Origin of the sequence: Xanthomonas phaseoli pv. dieffenbachiae, from assembly GCF_008639345.1 — a bacterium.
Lineage (GTDB): Bacteria > Pseudomonadota > Gammaproteobacteria > Xanthomonadales > Xanthomonadaceae > Xanthomonas > Xanthomonas phaseoli.
Genome location: NZ_CP041380.1, coordinates 2512207 through 2530187, shown reverse-complemented (window position 1 = coordinate 2530187; position 17981 = coordinate 2512207). Strand labels below are relative to the sequence as shown.

Annotated in this window: 15 protein-coding genes and 2 pseudogenes; 5 read left to right on the top strand and 12 right to left on the bottom strand. The window is 64.3% G+C overall.

Annotated elements, in window-relative coordinates; translation table 11 throughout:
- The first annotated feature begins 135 nt into the window (after positions 1-135).
- From FLG15_RS11520 to FLG15_RS11505, 4 genes are all read left to right on the top strand, one after another.
- Positions 136-891 (top strand): DUF6988 family protein, encoded by a 756-nt coding sequence (locus FLG15_RS11520; RefSeq protein WP_370512619.1) that lies wholly within the window; start codon positions 136-138, stop codon positions 889-891.
- Between the two features lie 294 nt (positions 892-1185).
- Complete coding sequence (locus FLG15_RS11515; RefSeq protein ID WP_244666104.1) at positions 1186-2427, top strand: hypothetical protein; 1242 nt, start codon at positions 1186-1188, stop codon at positions 2425-2427.
- Positions 2424-2885 carry a three component ABC system middle component gene (locus FLG15_RS11510; protein WP_150146291.1) on the top strand — a complete coding sequence of 154 codons (462 nt, stop codon included), beginning with the start codon at positions 2424-2426 and terminating at the stop codon, positions 2883-2885. Before FLG15_RS11515 ends, FLG15_RS11510 begins: the two co-directional genes overlap by 4 nt.
- Positions 2882-4987 (top strand): DUF3732 domain-containing protein, encoded by a 2106-nt coding sequence (locus FLG15_RS11505; RefSeq protein ID WP_150146288.1) that lies wholly within the window; start codon positions 2882-2884, stop codon positions 4985-4987. Before FLG15_RS11510 ends, FLG15_RS11505 begins: the two co-directional genes overlap by 4 nt.
- 304 nt (positions 4988-5291) lie before the next feature.
- Here FLG15_RS11505 and FLG15_RS11500 read toward each other — a convergent pair whose 3' ends face one another.
- Genes FLG15_RS11500 through pilL2 form a run of 7 tightly spaced genes read right to left on the bottom strand, consistent with a single transcriptional unit; the run spans position 5292 to position 11402 of the window.
- The gene (locus FLG15_RS11500; RefSeq protein ID WP_150146285.1) at positions 5292-6041 is read right to left on the bottom strand and encodes a TIGR03747 family integrating conjugative element membrane protein; all 750 of its coding nucleotides are present in this window, start codon (positions 6039-6041) and stop codon (positions 5292-5294) included.
- Positions 6038-8221: a type IV conjugative transfer system coupling protein TraD gene (gene traD / locus FLG15_RS11495; RefSeq protein WP_150146282.1), complete on the bottom strand. Its 2184-nt coding sequence runs from the start codon at positions 8219-8221 to the stop codon at positions 6038-6040. The genes FLG15_RS11500 and traD overlap by 4 nt, the downstream gene beginning before the upstream one ends.
- Before the next feature lies 1 nt (position 8222).
- A complete protein-coding gene (locus FLG15_RS11490) occupies positions 8223-8795 on the bottom strand; it encodes an integrating conjugative element protein (RefSeq protein WP_150146279.1) in 573 nt (190 codons plus the stop codon).
- The gene (locus tag FLG15_RS11485; RefSeq protein ID WP_150146276.1) at positions 8792-9403 is read right to left on the bottom strand and encodes a lysozyme family protein; all 612 of its coding nucleotides are present in this window, start codon (positions 9401-9403) and stop codon (positions 8792-8794) included. The genes FLG15_RS11490 and FLG15_RS11485 overlap by 4 nt, the downstream gene beginning before the upstream one ends.
- Positions 9388-10146 (bottom strand): TIGR03759 family integrating conjugative element protein, encoded by a 759-nt coding sequence (locus FLG15_RS11480; RefSeq protein ID WP_150146273.1) that lies wholly within the window; start codon positions 10144-10146, stop codon positions 9388-9390. Before FLG15_RS11480 ends, FLG15_RS11485 begins: the two co-directional genes overlap by 16 nt.
- Before the next feature lie 6 nt (positions 10147-10152).
- Positions 10153-10803 (bottom strand): hypothetical protein, encoded by a 651-nt coding sequence (locus FLG15_RS11475; protein WP_244665530.1) that lies wholly within the window; start codon positions 10801-10803, stop codon positions 10153-10155.
- Complete coding sequence (gene pilL2, locus FLG15_RS11470; protein WP_150146270.1) at positions 10800-11402, bottom strand: PFGI-1 class ICE element type IV pilus protein PilL2; 603 nt, start codon at positions 11400-11402, stop codon at positions 10800-10802. The genes FLG15_RS11475 and pilL2 overlap by 4 nt, the downstream gene beginning before the upstream one ends.
- Before the next feature lie 236 nt (positions 11403-11638).
- Between pilL2 and FLG15_RS11465 the strand changes: the two genes are divergently transcribed.
- Positions 11639-12154 (top strand): GIY-YIG nuclease family protein, encoded by a 516-nt coding sequence (locus FLG15_RS11465; RefSeq protein WP_150146267.1) that lies wholly within the window; start codon positions 11639-11641, stop codon positions 12152-12154.
- Positions 12155-12254: 100 nt separating this feature from the next.
- Here the strand turns inward: FLG15_RS11465 and FLG15_RS23460 are convergent, their stop codons facing one another.
- The 5 genes and pseudogenes from FLG15_RS23460 to FLG15_RS23450 form a co-directional block, all read right to left on the bottom strand.
- On the bottom strand, positions 12255-12596 hold the full coding sequence (locus tag FLG15_RS23460) for a hypothetical protein (RefSeq protein ID WP_209228170.1): 342 nt from the start codon (positions 12594-12596) through the stop codon (positions 12255-12257).
- Positions 12597-12794: 198 nt separating this feature from the next.
- Positions 12795-13415, bottom strand: a complete 621-nt coding sequence (locus tag FLG15_RS11455) for a hypothetical protein (protein WP_150146261.1) — start codon at positions 13413-13415, stop codon at positions 12795-12797.
- A gap of 157 nt (positions 13416-13572) precedes the next feature.
- Positions 13573-14319 carry a hypothetical protein gene (locus FLG15_RS11450; RefSeq protein WP_150147661.1) on the bottom strand — a complete coding sequence of 249 codons (747 nt, stop codon included), beginning with the start codon at positions 14317-14319 and terminating at the stop codon, positions 13573-13575.
- Positions 14249-14905, bottom strand: a pseudogene (locus tag FLG15_RS23455) (hypothetical protein); the annotation flags it as partial. The gene FLG15_RS11450 and the pseudogene FLG15_RS23455, both read right to left, overlap by 71 nt.
- Positions 14906-15504: 599 nt before the next feature.
- Positions 15505-17932, bottom strand: a pseudogene (locus tag FLG15_RS23450) (hypothetical protein); the annotation flags it as partial.
- Positions 17933-17981: the final 49 nt, after the last annotated feature.

Genomic DNA, 17981 nt, shown 5'->3' with positions numbered 1-17981 from the left:
GTGCCTGTCATCGCGCCGGGCGACGCCGCCAACTGTGATGGCCTTCGGGAATTCCGAGGCAGTGCTTGGCTTACAGGCGTGCATGTGTGGGAGTCCTTCGAGCAAGGCTCCCGTCCGAGCCGTGCATGCCGCCGGATGCCATTGCATCGCCAACCCATATTGCTGGCGCAGTTGGCCTGGCCCTACCATCCCTGGATGGGAACGGCCTCCGCACAAACTGGTGATCCTTCGGATATCGCGCGAATGCTCGCACGTTCCCAGCAAATGCATGGACACATCCTGGAGCTCCTGAGCGGGGTGGGCTTCCATGGCGCTCCCAGATCCCAAGTGGCGGCAGGCATGTGCATGGTGGCCTTGGAGCATGCCGAGGGCCTTCGCTCGCTCATCGCACTCACGCTCGCCAATTCGGCGGTGGGCCTCATGCGTATTCAATTCGAAGCGCTGGTACGGGCGGCGTGGCTCCTTTATGCGGCCCCCGAGCCGACGATCGCCAAGCTGCTGTCGCCCCTTACCTTGGACAGCGAGAAAGCAGTGAAGAATTTGCCCGGCGTGAGCGAAATGCTGGAAGCTCTGCGCAAAGGCACGGGGATGCCCGGTGAGGGGATGCCGTTGGGCGCCTACGAGATGTTTGCGCATTTCAAGGACGTGACCTGGTCAGCCATGAACTCGTTCGTGCATGGCGGGATTCATCCGTTGCGGCGTTTGGAGGAGGGGTTCCCGCTGCCGCTGGCCCTCCAGATCCTGCGGAATTCGAACGGACTGGTGACGATGACGGGGATGCTGCTGGCGGTGCTGACCGGCAATTCACTGATCGCCAGTGCGATGTCCAGGATTCAGCCTGACTTCTCCGACTGTCTGCCGGATCTTCAGGAGCGTAGGTCTGCAGCCTGATACAGGCTGTGAGCCGCTGGTCGGCCGGCTTCCCATGAATGACGGCTGCCGGGAAGAGCAGACACTTGAGAACAGCCGGGATCGCTACTCATATCTGAAAACCTGATACAGCCAGCGTGGTCAACAGCCCAAGCATTCCGATACAGTCTATTTACATGTCAAAAGTCAATGCCAGCACTGGCCGTTTCCTGACCTATGCAGGCCGCGCCGGATGGTAACTCCGGGCATGCCCTATCAACCCAGCCGCCAGAGACAGAGGAAACAGGAGACTTCGAGTTGCAGCCGACACCGCCCATGCCACCTCCGTCCAAGCAGCTGCAGACCGACACGCAAGCTCTGCCCGTCGATGCAACTGTACTTTTCATAGCGCTGCAGTACCAGTTGCTCGTGGCCGTAGAACAGTGCCACGACCTCATGCCCGGAGAGTGCCTATGGATTGAAGCCATGGGCGATGTCACCGTGCCGGGTAAGACGCAGATCGAGGTCAAGCACTACAGCGACAAGCTGACCGACAGCCACCAGAACTTCTGGAACACGATCCGGAACTGGCTGCATGAGCGGTTTGACCGTAGCATCTACAAGTCCCTGGTGCTTCTGACGACTCAGGAGTTCGGAGCCCAGAGCCGCCTCAAGGACTGGAACATCCTGACCGCTGTGCAGCGGCTTAAGCGCATGCAGGAGATCGGCAGCGACGGGGCTGGCGCACCGCAGACGCAAATGGAGGAGCCACCCGAGCCGCAGGGCGAGGCCTTCCAAACTGCTGAAGCTACTGCCCGCAAGCCGTCCAAGGCGCGGGCACTGCAGCAGGAGGTGCTAGCGCCCGAGAGCCGCGCGGCGCTGATGGAGGTGTTGGAACGCATGCTCATCATCCCGGGCGAAGACGCCCTGCCAGAGCGCATCGACAGCTACAAGACCCGCTACCTCAAAGCCATACGACCGTCGCTGCAGCAACAGTACCTGGACGACTTGCTGGGCTTCATGTTCAGCACCGAACTCGTCCTGAACGGCTGGAAGATCACCAACGAGGCGTTCACGGCTAAAGTGACGGCTCTGAACGCCTCGTGCATGAAGCATCCCGCAGAGTTCCCTTTGAGGGATCTCCGGCCGCTGGAAGAAAAAGTCGATCTTGACGAAATCAGGCCTATGCTCTTCGCCAGGAAGATCCTTGAGATTGAGGGTGAAAAATATCTCAAGCACGCGGCCCTGCACCGCCTGTTTGCGCAGGACACGATTTCCGGGCTCTTCAAGGATCAGATTCCCATCAAGCCCTCGCTCGACCTTTACCTCCATAACCACCGTAGCAGCCATTTTGTGGAGCGAGAAGCGGCCATTCTAGATTGCGACGGGCTGCAGGACGAAGCGGCCCTCAAGAAGGCGTCACTCAAGTTCTACCTGGCACGTCTGAAAGCTTCGCCGGAACCTTTTTGCGCCATGGCCAACACCATGCCGGAATTTCGCAATGGCATTTATCACATGCTGGCCGACGAGGCCCCCGAGAACAAGGGCGATGAATTTCACTGGAAACTCTGGGAATGATGGATACCGCCGCCGATCATCTCTATATTCTGCATCGCAACGCCTTTGCGCTGGCGCCGGTGATCCAGAGCTTCTACCTGAACTGGAAGCCGATGGAGAAAGACATCTTGCTGAGCTATCTAGTTCTTCCCCTGGTGTCGTTTCCCGCGATGCAAGAGTATTTGCATGCCGCCAATCGAACCAGCTCTATCCGGACCATGACATCCGACTCTTCGCGATTGGTCGGTCTGGCGCTTCGCATCTCAGAATATGCGCCCATCACCAACAAGGCCCTGTTAATACTGCGCGCGGATGAAAGCCTTCAAATCAACGGCGACCTGTCGGTTCTCGCCAGCGAAAACCGGCAGTCGGAGAATGCAGACCCCAAGATGCTGCGTTATGCGCGTCAGCTCGCCATGGTATTCAGGAATGAAGGCGTCGTGACCATTTATAGGATGCTGGGATTGAAGTCGCTATGAAATGTTATGTCCGATATATCGGCGTGATCGACCAGGAGAATGAGGCGCACAGCGTGAAGTTCAAGCAAGGCTTGAATATCATTACCGGCAAATCTTCGAAGGGCAAAAGTGCCATTCTCGACATCTTCGATTACTGCATGGGCAGTTCAGAAGACACGATTCCGCAAGGCATCATCACCCAGCGGGCGAAGATATTTTTCACCGTATGGCGCTTTTCGGGGATGGCGGTCGTCGCCGGACGCAGGGCAGACAACGCCAACCAATGTTTCCTGCGAGAAGTCAGTAGCGAGCAGGCCAGGCATGTGCTGGCCTACGTCAAGGACGTGGACAACTTCTTCACCGCGCAATACCAGCTTGGCCGGGTCGAATTCTCCAAGAGTCTGGGGCGCTACTTCGGCGTTACCATGGAAGACATCGACACCGACCCGCTGCAGAAACAGCTCATGCGTCAGAAAAGCCCGACGCCTTCTATCCGCAGTTTTGCCTCGTTTATGCTCCAGCATCAAAATCTGGTGGCGAACCGGCACGCGATCTTTTACCGTTTCGACGAAAAGCGAAAACGCGAACAGGCCATCGATCATTTCAAGATATTCATGGGGATCGTGGGAGAGGACTATTTCGACCTGGCCAAGGAACTCGCCGAAGCAGAAACCGAGCTCAAGCGTGCCCTGGCTGTCATTCCCAAGCAGGAGCAGATCAAATCGGCCGGCATCGGGGAGATGGCGGGTTACCTGCGTGAGTTCCACGCCCTGGCGGGCACGCCGCTGACAGAGTTGACCGCCGAAGAGATCTGGATGCGGCCGGCGCAGGCCCTGGAACGCTTGACCGGTATCGCCGTCACGGTCGATGGACAGTCCGATACCTTCGACGCGACCCGCAAGGAACTGCGCACACGCAAGGCTGAACTCATGGCCGAGATCCAGAAGGCCCTGAACACGCGCTACCTGCTCGACGTCTCGACACAGCAAGTCGAGGGATTCGCCGGTGCCATGACGGATCTGCCTATCCCGAAGGCGACCCATCTGGATCATGCCGTGTGCCCGATCTGCGCGTCACCCTCGGAAGCCGCCGAAGATGAGGCTAACAGACTCTCGGCGGCCATCCACTGGCTCAACGGTGAGCTGAAGGTCTCGGCCTATGCCCGCGAGGGCTTTGGCCAGGAGCGTCGGGACATCGACGAGCAGCTCAAAAAGGCGCGCCAGGCCTTGCGGCAGGTCGAAAGCACACTGCGTCCACTAGACCAGGAGGCCGACCGGCTGCAGCGCTCGAAGTCTGTCGATGCGGCAGCGCAGAAAGCCAAGATCAAGCTAGAACTCGCCATTGAGCGCCGCATCGAGAGTCCGCTCACGGAAACCACTGAGTTGGTGAAGTTGCTCCAGGACCGGGTGGCGGATCTGAAATCGAAGAAGGCTTTGCTCGATGTCGCGCCCAGGCTGCTGGCTTTGCAACGCGACATCAACCGGCGCCTGGAAATCGTCGGCACACATTTCGACTTCGAGGACTCCTACAAGAATGGATCCCTGAAGTTCGATATCGATTCCTTCGACCTATGGCATGAGACACCGGGGGTAAACGGCGCGCCGGAGAAGAAAGTTTTCCTGCGGTCGATGGGCAGTGGAGCTAACTGGCTGTATTCGCACCTGACGCTGTTCCTGTCCCTGCACTACCAGTTTGCGGCCTACGCAGACTGCAAGCTGCCGCCCGTGCTGTTTCTCGACCAACCGACGCAGGTCTACTTCCCCTCCGCCGATTACGGCAAGGAATTCAATGCAGCCCAATTGCGCGCAAACCAAGATGACACATCAGCCAGCGCGCCCGGCAGCCCGAAGTCCGAAGAGACTGCAGACGAGCCCGCGACACGCGCCGCGAACTCGCCTGTGGACACGCACACACGCATCTCGACGGCCGATGACGACTTGAATACCGTCGCCAAGATGTTCACCTTCCTGGCCAAGTTCTGTGATGACACGGCAGACGAGGTCGGCAACAAGCCGCAAATCATCGTCTGCGACCATGCCGACAGACTGGAGCTCGGCGAGGGCTACGACTTCGAGGACTTCGTCGCCGACCGCTGGCGTGACCGTGGCTTCATCGCGACGTGACCCTGCAGCAGGCCCAGGCCTACATCGACCCGCCCGCATCGCCTGGATGGACCTGGCGGGCTTTGTCCTGGTGCTTACTGGGTCAGTTCCAGCTGGAAATCAACACCCAGCCGCAACGGCCCAATCAACTGGCGAGCTTTCATTTCGGCTGCGTGAACACTTGGGCAGGTCTGAGCAGGTCACCAAGAACTCGGGTGTCGGGTTTCGCATTCGATGCAGACGTTGGAGGCACTGAGGAATCGAGCTTGCAAAGTTGGAGGTTTTGAGATGCTCCCGGATGTGTGAATTGGAAAAATTCAAGCAATCAGAGGTATTTCTTAAAACTTCCCACCGCGATATCCACAGCCACCCCCAGCAGTGCGGCTGCGGGCAGCAGGATCGCCACCGGGTGCACGCTCACCGGCAGCGCCAGGTAGGTCACCCAGGGCAGTAACGCCAGCGGCACTAGGCTGGCCCGTGCCCGGTGATAGAGGAAACCCGATTCGCGTCCCGCGCCGAATCGGCGGATGTCCCGGCGCACCAGCCCGTCCACGAACCCGGCGAAAGCGGCCAGCAAGAAAAGCGGCAGCGTCAGGCACAGCACCAGCAGCCTTACGAGAAACACCAGCACCGTATACCCCGCCGCGATGAGGTAGTCCTGCGCATGCGTGGCGACCGTTCCCAGGGCCTTCTGCAGGGTCCACGCGTGGCCGCCTGCGTTGGTCCTCGCCTGGCGCGAGGCGTCCTGCATCCATTCGAGCAGACCGCTGCGCACGAACACCCATTCGTACCCCTGTTGGACCCAATGGTGCGCGGTGCGGCCAGGCTCCTGCACGAAGGCGCTGCGCACGAAGTAGTCGGACAGCTGGTCCAGCTCATGCCCGAGCATGGCCTGCGCATGGCGCCAGCCCTGGTCCGGCCAGAACAAGGCCATCCCGATGCACTCCACCACAATGCACAGCAGGAGCGAGCCGCACAACACCCCGAAGCAGCGGAACGGAAGCGTGACAAGGCCGACGATAAAACCCTGCTGGCTTACCTGCTGGCGCTGGGCGGTAGCAGCGATGTCGCTCATGGTCGCCCGGCCTCTTCACCGGAGTCGGCGCGGTGTACTTCATCGGATGCCGCGACGCTGTCCTGCAGCAGATCGTCCGGCAGGCCAGTGTCCAGACCTGGAGTCGCGTGGCCGTCCCACCAGTCTCCGGCATCCATCACGTAGTGCAGCCGCATGCCGGCAGCGAGCTCCTGCAGATCGTGCGGCATGGCCTCATCGGGATCGGGCGCGGGCAGCGGCATGCGCACCTTCCAGATGTTGCCGCCCTCCATCAGCGCGAAAGCCTGGCCCTTGGGAAGCGCGACTACGTGCGCGGGTTCGATCATCGGCACGCTGGTGCTGGCGATACGGTCCTGGGTGTTCGAGGTGAACGCCGTGTTGCCCGTGGGATCGGAGCTGTCGGTGGCGCCGCTCATCACCGAGGTCGCGAAGACCTCGACCTTGGGCAATTGGCGCGTTAGCAGTTCGGCTGTGATCGTCTCGCGCACCCGCAGCATGACCAGGTTGTTGAAGTTGCCCACGACCTGTCCTGCCTTCGCGCGGTTGCCGATGCGCGCCTCGATGTCGGAGAGCGTCTGGGTGTACGCCGTGACCTGGATGCCGGCACCGCCGCCCTTGTTGACCATGGGAATGAACTCGTCGCCCATGAGCTCGTTGAACTCGTCCGCGTGGACGTTGATCGGAATCTTGGCGTTTGGATTGGCGCCGGGCAGGCCGTCATCCACGCCGAACTTGTAGATGTGGCCCGCGACCGAAACCAGGTCCGAGAACATCGAGTTGCCCACCGCGGCGGCCACTTCTGCGTCGGACAGCGCGTCGAGCCCGACATACACGATCGCGCGCTTACGGATGATCTGCATCCAGTCGAAGATCGGCCGCGGATCGGTCAGGTCCGAATAGTTGGGCGCAAGCAGCTGGGCGATCTTGCCGGTGGTGAGCTTTTCGAGCAGCGGCAGCAGGCTGGCGACGATCTTGTCAAAATAGGTGCGGTCGTAGCGCACCGCGCTGCGCAGGCCGTCCAGCACCGGGTCGTAGACGCGGACCTGCGAGAGGTATTGCTCGATGGCGACTACGCGCTTCTCGCGGCCGATCATGTTGCGCGGGATGGTCTTCTCGTTGAGCCGGCCTTCGAGCTGGACGATGACCTCCCAGGCCTTGGGCTCGGTCTTGGCGAAGAACTGCGCCGCGTACTCCATGAACAGCGCATCGATGTTGATGACGTGGCGCTGGATCAGCAGGTAGTCCGGGCGCTGACCCAACTCCACGAGCGCCCGCGCGATGATGTTCACGAACCTCCAAGCGAACTCGCGGAAGGCCGCGCTGTTGCCTTCGCCCGAGAGCTGTCCCGCGATGCGCGTGGCGACCTCGGAGATGCGGCCGAAGCGGCCCACGGCGTTGTAGCGGGCGCTGAGGTCGGGCCAGCCCAGGTGGAAGACGTAGAACTCGCCCTCGCGCCCGGCGCGCCGCGCCTCCACGTACATGCGCTTGAGCAGATCCGCATCGCCCTTGGGATCGAACACGATCACCACCTCGTGTCCGCCATCCGTCGCGCGGCGGCGGATGTCCTGCGTGATGAACAGTTCGGCCAAGCGCGTCTTGCCGACGCGCGTCGTGCCGAGCACCAGGGTGTGTCCGACCCGCTCGCCCAGGGGGAGGGTGACATCCACCTCCTTTGGCTCGATGCCATGCAGACGCGGCAGCCCGCCGACCGGAGGCAAAGGCCGCACCGGGTTCAGGGCATGGTCCCAGGCGGACCAGCGCGCCAGCCGCGCGAACGGCGGCGGTGCGAACTCCAGGCGTTCTTCGCAGCGCCGCGCGAGCCGGTAGAGCGCTGTCGGCTCGACGTACCGGCGAAACTCGGGCCGGTAGGTCTGCATCAGCCGGTGGGTATGGCGCTGGTCCCAACGGAAGCCGCGCCCCAGGAACAGCCGTTGCTGGCTCACGGGCACATCGCGGCTGGTCATCACATAACGGGGCAGGCGACGGATATTGCGGCGGTAGCGCAGGATCGCGCACGCCTGCCGGAGCCTGACCCCGGCGAAGACCGCGAAGCCGAGTGCGCTCGCGAATCCCAGCTGCGGGTTGAGCGCCAACGCCCACGGTGCCGCCACGCACGCCAGCGCGGCCGCTGCGCATACCGCGACGGTGTATAGCTCCACCGCGGGGCGCAGCAGCACCTCCACCGCGTGCGCCTGGGCCATGTCACTGCTCGATACGCGTGGCCGTCAGCAAGGCCGGATAGTGGCGAAGGCCCAGGCGGCGTGCGAGGTCGTCCCCGGACGCCGGAAAGAGCGCCAGGCCGGGAGCGAGGCTGCGCAGCGCATCCAGTGCCTGCTGCGACTCCACATTCACCACGAGCCCGGCGGCACGGAGGCTGCGCAACTGGTCCTGGCGTTGCCGCAACCAAGTGCGTGAGCGCGGATCGTCGCCGACGAGGAAGAACGGCGTAAGGCCCTGCGCATCCAGCGGGCGGGCATCGACAGCGCCGGGCGAGAGCCGCGTGGAGCGCACCGGCAGCAATGCCGCTTCCCCATGCTGCATGGGTGGCGGCGGCGTGGCCGAAAGCGGAAGGCCACCCTCCGTGCGTTGCGGCGGCAGGCCCAGGTCGTCGTAGTACGGCTGCGCGGGGACGCCGCCGCGGTCCTCGACGACGATCAGCGTGTGGCGCTGCGGTACGGCGCGCGGAACGGTCTCCGCGAGCACGGCGGCGGAAGGCAGGCAGAGCGCGGCGAGCACCAGCACGGCGGCAGGGCGGCGATGGGCAAATGTGTTCATGGCCGGGAATCTCGATGTCCGTTCAACGTGGCGATGGCCTGCGGGCGGCCCAGCACGCGCACGAGGTGGTGTTGCACCCTTCCGCGGTAGCGCAGTGCTGGCAGGCCACCGGCAGGGCGGTGGTAGCGACCGATCGCCGTGAGCCAGTCCTCTCCGGGCGTGTGCTGCTCGCGCAGGATCTCCGCGGCGATGGCCAGATTCCGGTAGGGGTCCAGCAGCGCGCAGGGTTGCGGCGCCCGCTGCGCGTGGTAACCGGCGTTGATCTGTCCCAGGCCGACGTCGATGCGCTGCGCGGGCGTGTTCCGCAGTGCCTGGCGCAGAGCGAGGCAGGCCTCCGACCGGGTGGCATGCCGCTGCGAGGCTCCTGCTACGTTGAGGGTCCAGGGCCACGGAATCAGCCGGCCGCGCAGCCGCGTGCCGCTTTCCTGCAATGCGATCGCGTACAGCACGGTAGAGGGCACACCGGCTTGCGCCGCAGCGATCTGGTAGGCCGGGGGAGGTGTTTCCTGGCCCCAGGCCGTGTCGGCGGTGCAGATGCCTGCGAGCGCTGCGATCGCCAGGATGGATGGCAGCCGCAGGACGCGCGGCGGCTTCATTGGCGCTGCCATTGGCCGCCGACCTCGCGTACCACCGCAGGAAGCTCGCCGGGCACGCCCAGCGACAGCCAGCGTCCACCGTCGTGGTTGAGCGTGATGTCTTTGGCCTGCACTTTCGCGGGATCAATGGCCGCCTGACGCGCCCACCGCCGGATGCGTTCGTCATCGCCGCGGCTGCCGACCACGTACACGTCCATGGTGGTGCCGGCCGACTGGAGTTGCTGCACCCGCTGATCGCAGGCGCCGCAAGATTCCTTCACGAACACCGCGAGCCGCCCAGGCTCCGCTGCACCGGCGCCAGCGCCGCGTACATCGCCGCCGTCTTGGCCGCCCGGCAGGGCCACGCGCTGCAGATCCGGATGCAGGCGCTGCCACGCGGCGTCGTAGGCGCGTTGATAGTCGAGGGTCTTCTGGACCCGCCGCGCCTCGGCCTGCACCTGCAGCTCTGCGAAACGGCGACGTTCCTCGTCGCTGCGCGCCTCGATGCCGAGCGCGGTCAACGGGTCGACGTGGGGCGAATAGATGCCGAGCGGTCCCTGCATGAGCGTTCGGTAGCGCGACCAGTCCTCGGCGCGCAGGTTCCACTCGCGGGCGCGGGCCTCGTCGCCCCGCTTGTCCGCGGCTGTTTGTACTTCGGTTGGGACGAAGCGGCTCGCACCTTGGAGTGCCTGGGCATGGACGGCTAGGCTGGCACCCAGCGCGCATACCGATCCGGCCAGCAACAGGGCAAAACGGGGAGGGCAGGGCTCTCGCATGCCGACCTACCGCGAGCGCAGCGGCAGGCGGCGCACCTGCTCGCCCACGGTGAACTGCGCGGTGTCCTGCTCAATCGCCTCCAGCCGCCATCCTCGTTCCTGGTCGCCCTCGCGCAGGAGCCGGACCTCGGCAGGCGACGCACGGTCGGTCGGGGCGATCGCCAGGAAGGGCACGCCCGCGCGCAGTTCGGTGCCGAGGACCTTGAACGGAGGCGGGCCCGGGGGAAGGGGTTTCGGGACCGATGCGTCCAAGGCACGGGGCTTGGAGACTGTGGAAGGACGCGCCGCGACCTGCGACTGCAGCGCGTCCGTGCGTGCGGACAGCGCAGCAAGTTCTTCCGTCCGGACTGTCCCGGCCTGGGCCTGTTCAAGGCGCGCGATGCGCTCACCAACGGCCTGCTGCGCCGCCCTGAACGCCGCTTCGCTCACGGACGGCGGTTGGCGCTGCGCCGCCTCCAACGCGCCGCGCAGTTGCGCCACGCTGTCCCCCAAAGTCTGCATTTCTGCATCGAGGTTGACACTCCGCGCTTCCTGCTCCATGTGAGAGAGCCGGGCCGTGTTGAACGCTGTCGCGATCCCGAGCGCCAGGACGGCCACCGTTCCGGCGACCACTGGCCAGCGCATGCGAGGGCGTCCGCCCGGAGGGAGGGAAATCATGGCAATTTCTCCGAGTGCGAATGGGCCAGCGCAGCCTCGATCGGCGCAATCCGCCCATCGGTCTGGTCGGTGCCTAGCGTTGTGGTGTCGGCGCCGACCGCCTCCGCGCGGCGGAAGCACATCTCCCGGTGGGTGTGGTCCACGTCGAGAAGCCATGCGTTGCCAGACATCGCGAGGAGGGCCGAGAGCAGCGTGGTCGGCCCAAGGTGTACGTGGGCCGCCGGCAGGGGCAATGCATACAGCATGGCGCTGTCGCCGCTGGGCGCGCAGAGGCGGTAGCCCGAGTGCCGCAACAGGTACTGCAGCCCGCCCCCTACCGTGGCGCGATCCGAAACGGGCAGCGTGACTTCGACTATCTGCATCAGCAGATCGCGCTGTCCCGCCGCGGGCTCGATCTCCACGAGCGTGTAGCGTCCCTGCCGGGTAACAGGGGCTGCTGGAGCCAAGGCGGCGGTGCTGGTCTCTGGCGATGGTGAGGCGGTGGGCGCTATCGAGTCTCTGCCCGGCGGCGAGCTGGCACACCCGCTCAGCAGAGCCAGTGCGAAGAAGATGGCGGCAGGCGCAGGGCTGCGAGGTTCGGGCAGGGTAGGAGGCTGCATACAGTGCGTCCTGGCATGTGGATGGCCGGACGATGCGGGAATGCGCCTCTGCGGTCAGGCAACAAACGGGACTGCGGCGATGCGCTTTCGTCGAACGGGGCGGCTGCGTCGCGACATCCCGCCTGGGCACGCACCGAGGTGCCATCCGCAGCCACCTGAAGGCGTCCCGCGGGTAGGATTAGTCAGGTGGAAAACCGCAGTCGATGACGTATCGGGGCGACGAACAGGAGCGATCCATGCCGGTGTATTTCGTTGGAGAGAACGAAGTTCCTTGCGAAACGATAAAGATCGGGGTCGCCAAATGCATCGACAGGCGAATCAGAGATCTTCAGACCGGGAATTTTCGGAAGCTGAACCTGCTTGGCTGGATCAACGCGGGCGACGACGATTTCCCTCTGGAGAAGCGTCTCCATCGAAGATTTCAAGCCAATTGTTTGAAGCGCGAATGGTTCGCCATCGAGCCGTCGGACGTTTTTGAGGTATTGAAGGAAGCTGGCATGCACGGCTTCGTTGCCAAAAATGCGGATGCGTTTCAGATCGTCGGCTACGACCGTGACGCCATGCCCGAGTATCTGGGCGTCTGGCCTTGGGGAGATATGGAGATCGAGGAGTGTTGTCCATTCTGCGGCTGCCTGTGCGGGATGGACTTCCAGGAAGCGTCGCAGATGTACCACTGTCGGCAGTGCGACGAGCTGACCGATTTTTCCGAGCTCGATCCACGCGATGAAGAGGACGATATGGAGCGCGACTGACGTCGCCTGCTGCCTGGCGTAAAAACCGCCAGCGCAGTGCCTGCGGTTGTCGATGACTCGTTGTCGACTCGCTGACCGGTGCGATCCAAGGGGCGCCGGTTTAGCCGATTCCGAGCTTCATCTTCGTGGTGCTGGCCGGCGTGACGGTCACGCGGCTCATGCAATCGAGCCTGCTGGCAGGAAAAGAATACGCGACGATCGCATCGCCGATCTGCGCGCCTAAGGTGTAGACGGCATGCTCATTGGTGCCGCGCGCATAGTCCATCACGATGAGGCTCGGATACTGTTTCCGCAGCGTTGCCATCGAGACACAGCTGCCTGTCACTTCGAAGGATGCCGAATCTGCGCGGTTATCCGTTCCCATGACCACGACGGCATTCGACGCGAACAGTGACGGAGCGATTTGCTTCGACGTCTTGCGAGGCTCCTGCCCATTGGTCATGGCGACCGAGTCGGGGCGGGGGGAGACGAGCGTCAGTACGTCTTTTCCATCGCCTGGAAGAGCCAGTGCAACTTTTTCCGAGAAAGCCCAAAGCTGCTTTTCAGCGGCGGCGGAGGCGCGCGGTGCGGCTGCGGCAGGCACGAGCAAAGCAGTCGCGAGGACGACCGCGCCCAGGGCGGCAACGAGAGTCTTCATGGCTTATTGCTCCTCTTGCGAAGGGGGATTGAGTTTGTCGTACTCGTTGCCGTAGTACACCTTGTAGTTCTCACCGGTAGTGGACGTGACATTGGCCTCGCAGAATGCATCACCCACACGTAGCGCCAGATCGGCCCCCCCGGCCGCGATCGTGGACAGCAGTGCCGGGGCATTCGCCGCGATCAGGCTGATGTCGGCGCCTCCCTGGGAGGTGTCCAGGATCTCGTTGCGCGCCGTGGAGTTGTTGAGCACGGCCCGGCCTTCGTTGGTGCAGGCCTTGGCGATGTAGTCCTCCCGCGTGCCGAGCACCCAGCCCTGGTCCAGGTACAGGTGGCCCATCTCGTGGCTGACCATGGACACCCTGGAGTACAACCCAGGGATGTCGTTGGAGGCACACGAATAGTTCTGGATGTAGACGGTGCTTCCCGGCTTGTCCAGATAGGTGGCTGGGCCGTACACGAAGGGGAACGTGGTGCCGTTGACCTGGCCCGTGAGCGTGCCGGAGCCGAATATCACGAAATCCACGCACTCGCCAAGTCCCGTGTTCACGGGCTGCTGCTGTGCGTGGGCCTGATGAACACACAAGGCCGACATGGCGATGACGGCCGCGCTGAACAACTTCATGCTTCCTCCTTCCTTGGGGTGTGAGCGTTTTCTAAAGCTGGCAAAGGCTTGAATGCAAGCACGGTGCGCCGCAAATTTGACGTGCATCGCGGTTGCCTGGGTCCAAGAATGCGGACTGCGAGGAGGCCGTAATTGCACCCAGCAGTGATGACGAGAATCAGCGTGGCAGGGATTCGCGCAGGGTGACCACGCGGTACTGGCCACGGTCGCCGTAGCGCGGCCCTTTCTTCTCGAAGTCCGCGCAGAGCCGATCGCTGCCGCAGGCGACGAGGTTGGACCGCGCCACGCGATCCAGATAGACGATTTCCGCCCGTCGCTGTTTTGCCTCCGCGATGGTCGCGTTGGCGCCATGGAATGCGTATGCCACGGCGCACAGCCCCAGGATGGCCGCCACCACCATCGCGATGGTTGCCATCCACATCCGGCGCATCACCATGGTTTCCTGCGATTGCTGCGCTTTCGCGTAGCGCTGGGTCGCCTGCTGCAATTGCTGGTTCGTCGCGGTCAGCGTGCGGTCGAACCGCTCGGCGGCGGGATCCAGCGCGACCGAGAGCGCCTTTTGCGTCAGTTGCGTCAGCCGCGGAAGTGCGTTCTCCACGACGCGATGGACGCGCTGATCGGCGTTGTTGACTGCGTTCTGCAGCAACTGCATCTGCTGGCGCACCTGGTCCTCCAGGGCCTGCTCCCGCCGCTGCAGCTGTCCGATCAGCGCCGCCATGGCCTGGATCGATTCCTTCATTGCCTGTTCCGCACCTTCGTCTTCTGGCATCGCTGAGGTGTTGTGCATGTCCATCGTGGTCTCTTGAGGATTCAATTCGCCTTCCGGGTTCCCGTTATCCGCCACCACCACCACCGCCTCCTCCGGCGCCACCACCACCGCCGTCGCCCCCCCCACCTCCTCCATCGCCTTGCGGCCCACCCTGCATCGCGGGCCCGTGGGCAAACTGGGGCAGTGTCATGACCATGACCGGACCACGGCTGGTCTGTATCTCGGCCGTGACGTCCATGCCGAGCGCCTGGCGCGTGGTCGCCTGATCCTGCGCTTCCTGCATTGCCTTGGCATCCAGGTGCGCATGACCTTGCTCCGCGAGAGCTGCACTGTGCGCGCTGTTGGCGACGCGCTTCAGTGCCTGCTCGATGGCCAGATCGTTCTTGCTGTCGATGGCGTAGAGCAGATCATCGACATCAGGATCGCCGGTAATGGTCTTACGCGCGGTCACCGGATGATCGTCGCTCTGCTCGCCAGCGGATGGTGTACTCACCTGCCATTGCGGTGCCGCCTCTGCAGGCACGGAGGGTGGCTTTCTCAGCGCGGAGGGGCCGTTCGGGTCGTATCCCTCACGCAGCTCCAGATCCGTATAAGGCTGCTCGCCGCGCTCCACGCGATCTTGCCGGGCCTGTGCGATGCGATCTTCCGTTTCGAGCTTCTGTTCGAGTCTTATGCGCAACTCGCGCATCGAGCGCGTGATTTCTTCCCAGGAGTTCGTGTCCGGCACAGCCGGGGCCGAAGGTGCTTGCCCATCCGACTTGGCCACGGGCGGCGGGTGGGTCGCATCGCCTTCGTTCTCGGGCATGCCGGCGGAGCGGCTGGCAGTGAGTGGCGACAGTGAAGGTTCTGGCGCCGGCGCGAGGTGTGGAGCGACCGGCAACGCTGCAGTGATGCCGCCGACTTCCGGCACCGGGGTGTCGGGTGTTGGCTCCGGGTGCCGCTCGCCAGGATGTTCTGTCAGCAGTCGCTCGGCTGGAGCGTTGGATGCAGGCACCGTGCGCGCGTGCAACGAATCGTCGGGCTGCTGCTCCATGTGGGGTGTGGACAGGTATCGGTATCCCTGCTGGTCCGGCACTGGCCGCGCTGCTTCCGGCGATGCGGGCGAGATCGCTGCACTGTGCGGCGTCAGTGGTTGGGCGCTGCGGGCAAGCTCTTCTTGTGCGTGTTGGCCCTGTGTCCGCCGCTGCGCGACGTCGTTGTCGGAGGCTGGCATGCGTTCCACCGGCGGCTCCGCGGAACGCTGGGCGAGGCGGTCCGGGCTGCGCTGTTGTTCATGAGTGCGTTGCTGAGCGTCCTGATGATGAGGCGCGGGCTGCTGAGCCGATGGAACCTCCTGCCTGGGCTCCTGCTGGCGCTGTAGAGCCACCTGGTAGGGCGGTGGGGCTTGCTCTGGATGCTGCGCGTCGTGCACCTGCTGGCGTTCTTGCGTTTGCTGGTCGGAGTGCTCAGTTCGGCGTTCTTCCTCCTCTCGCAACTGCGTTTGCTGAGCGTGCCGATCCAATGCTTCTTGCTGCCGGGCGTCGTGCGATACCTGCTGTTGACGTTGTTCGTCCTGCTGCGCGTCGAGGGCCTGCCGTTGTTGCTGTTGCAGCTGCTGCGACTCTTGCTGGCGGAGTTCCGATGCCGCATGCGTTTGCAGCGCCGCAGTAGCCTGGGCCCGATCGTCATGGGATGCTTGCTCCTGCAGCGCATGCGCACGAGCCTGCGCCAGGTGCTGCTCCCGCGCCTGTCGGTCCTCCTGCTGCTGATCCTGGCGTTCCTGCGCGGCACTGGCCGCCTGGCCGCGGGCCTGGACATCGAGCGCGTGCTGGTTGGAGGGAGAAGCGTCCGAGGTGTCCGTATCCGCCGAGCCTTCGGAGGGACGCTGCACGGAGACCACGTGCTGCAAAGGCACCGCGGGTCGTTGCTGTGCCTGCACCTCCCGCAGCGCTTCGCGAATGTCCTCGGTGGTGGTGATCGCTGCGATGCGCTCCACTCCGTCGGCGCCGCGCTGGAGATGCGCGATCGGGCTGTCGGCGCCGTACTGACCGCCCGGGCCGCGCTGCAGCTGCATGGCGCCATCACCTGCGAGTCCTTCCGCTTCGCGCGTGCGCTGCGTCGCCAGCTCGATCGCTTCGCGCCATTGCGGCTGCAATTCCGTGCCGACGATGCGGTACTGGTACAGCGTCTGCTCGCGCTGCACGTCCTGCGGCGAGGGCGGCGATTGCTGGATGGCGGCAATCGCCTGGGCCTGCTCGGCGAGCGCCGGCTGCAGCATCGCGCGCGTGGTGTCCAGTTCCAGCACGCGATTGGCATCGGGCGGAGCGCCTTGGCCGGTCCACTGGCCCTCCATGTTGCGGTAGTACCGCTGGCCGTTCGAAGCGGTCAGGGCATCCGGATCCGGCAACGCCTGCTGGACCGCGGGCGATATCGGCAAGCCCTCGGCGGCCCAGCCGCTGCGGTGGTAGGCCAACTCATAGCGCGCCGCGATCGCACCAGGACTGTTGGCGATGTTGCGGGCGATGGTGGCCTGCGCCTGCGCATCCAATTCCGCCGCGCGGTGCGGCAAGGCGGTCTCCTGCGCATAACTGCCCCGATCGTTCGCGCCGGAGATCTCGGTCTTGACCAGGCGGTGCCATTGCCCGTCCGTGGGATCGCGCCTCCAGTCGGCAGGGCTCAGGCTGGGGCGGTCGCCGGCATTGGCCGGCTGCCGATAGGGATCGATGGGCGCGGGGGCGTCTTTCAGCGCCAACGCGGCGGCGGCATTGGTGGCCTGGTAGTTGAGTTCACGGGCCTTGGCGTAGCTGGCGACGATCGGCGTGGCGGCAGGGTTGTCGATCCCATCGCCGGTCGTATCGGCCATGCCGCCCCGTGTCCAGGCGCGGCCATCGAAGGACCAATGTGTGCCATCGCCATCGGTCTGCCGGTAGATCGCACGGTTGTCGAGCAGGGCGGCGGCTTTTTCGCCAGCGGCGCTCATGAAGTACGCGTCGGCCGCGATCAACACCATCGGCCCGGCGCCGGAGCTGCCCAACGCGTAGGCGGCCGCGGTACCGCCGGCCCAGCCACCCGCGTTGCGCCCGGTGAAATGCGCCAGCTCCGATTGCGCGGCCAGCGGGATGTCCTGGCCGAGAAAGTGTATGGAGCGTTGACCGGAGGCTACTGCGTCGGCGGCGGTCGCGAGCAGGCCGGCGCTGCGCAGCGCCTGGCCCGCCGACAGGTCGCCTGCCAACAACTCGGCGGTGGCGAAGCCGCGTTGCGAGAGAGGGGTGTAGGGGGGCGGTGATGCGCCCGCTACCTGGCGAATCCCGCGTGCGGCACCTCCGATGGTCGTCGGCGTGTCATCCAGTACCTGCTGGACCAATACCGCGTTGGATTCGGACAACGTCACACGTCCGGCGTCCTCCGCGTGGGCGATCGCGAGGCGGAACTCCTCCCGCCCAGCGATTTCCCGCACTGCGGGCTCGTAGGGGGCCGCCACCAGATTGCTGCCGGTAGCGCGCGTAGCGTCGATCACCCGCACGATGCGATGCTCCGAATGGGTAATGGCGGCCCATTCGGATTCCACCGCCCCCATCGAGCGCAGTGCCTTTAATTGATCGGCGTGTGTCGCGCGGTAGTGGTCGAGGTCGGAGAAAGTTTTATTGTTCTGTAAGTTGGCTTCGGCTTTGGTCAAACGGTTGGGCGTGGTGGTAAACGCGTCACCGTTGATCAGGGCGACCTTCAGGGTGTCTTGCAGATCGGCGACTTGGGTGGCCGCGCGTTTCAACGCGGCAGGATCGCCGTTCAGTGCAGCACGGCCGTCTGGAGAATTCCGG